General features: G+C 36.1%; 2 protein-coding genes. One reads left to right on the plus strand and one right to left on the minus strand.

Features of this window, described 5'->3' with window-relative positions:
* Positions 1-320 precede the first annotated feature (320 nt).
* On the minus strand, positions 321-1,193 hold the full coding sequence (locus JWH17_RS22945) for a hypothetical protein (RefSeq protein WP_205225034.1): 873 nt from the start codon (positions 1,191-1,193) through the stop codon (positions 321-323).
* 251 nt (positions 1,194-1,444) lie between these two features.
* Between JWH17_RS22945 and JWH17_RS22950 the strand changes: the two genes are divergently transcribed.
* Positions 1,445-2,668 carry a hypothetical protein gene (locus JWH17_RS22950; protein ID WP_205225035.1) on the plus strand — a complete coding sequence of 408 codons (1,224 nt, stop codon included), beginning with the start codon at positions 1,445-1,447 and terminating at the stop codon, positions 2,666-2,668.
* Positions 2,669-3,314: the final 646 nt, after the last annotated feature.

The following is a 3,314-nucleotide window of genomic DNA, read 5'->3' on the forward strand; positions in this document are numbered from 1 at the left end:
GAAATAGTTAATCAAGTAATTTTAGCGACTTACTAAAAAAACTTTACCAGGAATCGTAAAAAGAGCATCCCTTAAAAGGCGATTTTCTCTTACTAAATCAAATAAATAGCTTCTCGCGGACAGACACTAGCTAACCCCGATAAATCACTCAACTCAGCAGTAGAACAGTATTGGGGCTCAGTCTTGTATGTGTTCGAGGTATCATTCGGTTTTTCAGTTGAGATTACGTTGCCGTCATGATCTAAATTGATTATTTCGATATCTAAAGGAAGCCTGTAAATTGTATATTTCATCATGAGTTGTCACTTTAAGTGGGCTTGCTAGTTAAGGTTGGTATAAAGAGAATTTTTGGCTTCCTTGGCAATGAACTGGTGGCGCTTGCCATGAACAGAGTTAAAGCGCTGGATAAGTGTTTGTAGAAAAAGAGATAGGTCAAAGAAAGAAGTCATGAGGTATTGACTCTGATAATAACCGTCGCTCGGAAGGTGCTCCTCTAGCCAGTTAATCAGGTCTACTGCCTTCGCAAAACCCTCGAATTCAATAATATCAATGTAGTCTTCTTGGTCGGGTCTGATTGCAGGATCAATTTTCTCGAGGTCTATTGGCTGAATATCATTCCAAGATAATGCTCTTTTGGAAGGTGAGGGCGAAGGTGAGGCTTTGTCTGTTGACGGTTTCTCATTATTATTTTCCTCTTCCAGAATGGTAATTAGCTTACGAACATCTTGTGCCAGTTGCCTTCCCCTAGCTGTGTCTTTGGAGGCGAAATCTGTAGAGATATTGTACTTGGCGAGATAATCATCAATCCTGGGCTCATCGCAAAATCGTATAAGTTTTAATAGATTGCGTTGAGCGATAAAGAAGATAGTTGGGAACAAAAAGCCGCGTAAATTACTGGCTAATTTCATCCAATTTTGTCGTTTTTTGTCTGACAAGTCAGGGAAGATTATGCGTGCGTGAGCAGCCCATTCTTTTGAGCGAAAATACCCTGATGTTTCTCTGTAAATAATTAGACGTAAGCCGCCATGGAACGCAGCGAGTGTAGATGTCCGTTTAGCTTGGTAGTCTATGCCGATGAAATAATTAATCGATTCGATGAGCGCATCTTCTCCATACTTATCGGCTTTTTCCTGTAATTTGGATTTATCCTCAATAATTTCAATTAATGGATTCTTGTTAATTTCCTTTTTCATTTTTTCTCCTATCGTTTAAGAGATATTTTTTAGCTCAGCTGATAACTGAACTGTTCTAACACCATATTACGGGTACACCGAACGTTCGGTGTGTTTAGAAAATAGGAGAATAGTTAAATAAGAGTATAGATTTTGTGTTTTATGACTGGGATTGATAAAATTAGATAGTGAACGTTGGGTTATTTCAACATTTCTATTTATATCGGCATGTTAAGCGACACGTGTCGTTTTTCTATCCGTAGTCATCTAGAATGATTGGTAAAAAAAAAATGAAAAATGACCAAAAAAGTCTCGACAAGGAAATTAAGAGTAGGTTTTCGGTTGAAATAAATGGCTTTATCCGTCGATATCCAACAAGTGACCATTGCATGAAAGAATTCTGGAAATGGAGAGGTTGGAAGTATGACCAGCGAGATGAATTTTTGAATTTCAAGTGTGGCAACAAAGAATGTGATGGGAGGAAAGCCTATCGAAAAGCTATACCCAATCACCCTGGCAATAAACACGTTGTGTATCAGTGTGAGAAGTGCGGGGGTAAGGTATCCGAAATATCAGACACCGTTTTTCGGGGGATGAGAAAAAGACATTGGGTGTGGTTCTTTTCATTATTTTTAATGATCCTCCTTGAGGGCAAAAAGCCCTATAACTACGTAGCAAATGCTTTTTTTGACAATCAAATTGACCATCCCAATAAAAAAACATTCCCTAAAATAAATAAAAATTTACATGTTGTTCGAAAGCAATCTAGAGAGGTAATGAACACACTTTACGAGAGGATATTTAAAGGCAAAGAAAAAGAAAGAATTATACAAGAATACAGTAAATTTTTCGGTGTGAGTTACAGTTACTCTTCTTTTGAGGAATGGTACAATGCAAATGATGATATTCGACTACCATGGAAATTAGCATGGTGTGGCACTAAAGCTTTTATCCATAAAGAAATAAAGAATTGGGTTGCTCTTGAGTATGGTGTGCCATATAAAGATATTAAACTTGCTAGAGCTTTTAAAAATGCAATTAAAGTGAAACCTGGAGAATGGGTTTTAGGATTTCAAGAGAAAAAATCTGGAAATATTATAGTTATATGGATTTATGTTGAACAAATACTACACGCTAAAGATTTAATTAAAGCGATAGAATTTTCATTTTGTTCACATAAACTTGTTGAGCAATTAAACAATGATATTGATTCAGAAGAAGCTTCTAAGAAATGTGTATTGCTGAATGATGAAATGAACATAGTTATCCATGATTTGTTAAAAAGTGAGTATAAATCACAGATTTTACATGTGAATAAAGAAAAGTGGAAATTAAACCCTCCTTTTAGGCTCAATGAAGAATTCAAGAATGTTTTCACCGATAAAATAAGTAACTGGATTACTGAAAACGAAGATAAAAATAATACAATCTTCGATCTCTCTGACGATTTCTTAAATGATATGCTGATGTCAATAAAACGAGTAAGGAATTATTAATTTTGCTCTGTTAAAAAATGCAAATAAAAATTTCAAAATCACTTGATGTTGTCAAGAGTTATTTCCTGGAATCCCTGATATACATAACACTCTTGTCTTTTTGCATGTCGATTTCAAATAGATCAGATACCCTGGTTAAATCTCCCAATTTTTTATAGCCGTAGGTAACCGGTAAAAAAGAAGTTTTGTTTGAGATGTACTGATCAACCATCTTCGCCAGCACACTGTTCAACAGCAGCTCGACATTGTCTTACCTGTGCAGTGCTTCCTCTTGCCCTATCTTGTTAACTTCCCCGTACTACAATAGTTCCCAATCGCGCCTTCAGTGGACGGTTTGTCACAGTCGATCAGGGTGGATTTTATCTTCTGGCACCGGCAACGCATATTTTCATAAAAAAACCTATTTCTTCAAAAAAAGGGCCTGTTGTGCTATTGTTCTGCATGTTACTGATTTGTAAAAACTTTTTGTGACACTTTGTGGGTGTTGTCAGGATGGGTTTTTAAGATAATCACTAAAATCTCAAGTTTCGGGGTTGGCTAGGGCAACCAAAGCCCCTCACTTTTTTAATAAAAACGCATAATTAACGAGAAAAGCCTTTTACTCTCTGATATATTGTTTTTGCCAAAAAATAATATAAAAACAGGG

The sequence above is a fragment of the Desulfogranum marinum genome, assembly GCF_016918565.1.
Classification (GTDB): Bacteria; Desulfobacterota; Desulfobulbia; order Desulfobulbales; family Desulfobulbaceae; genus Desulfogranum; species Desulfogranum marinum.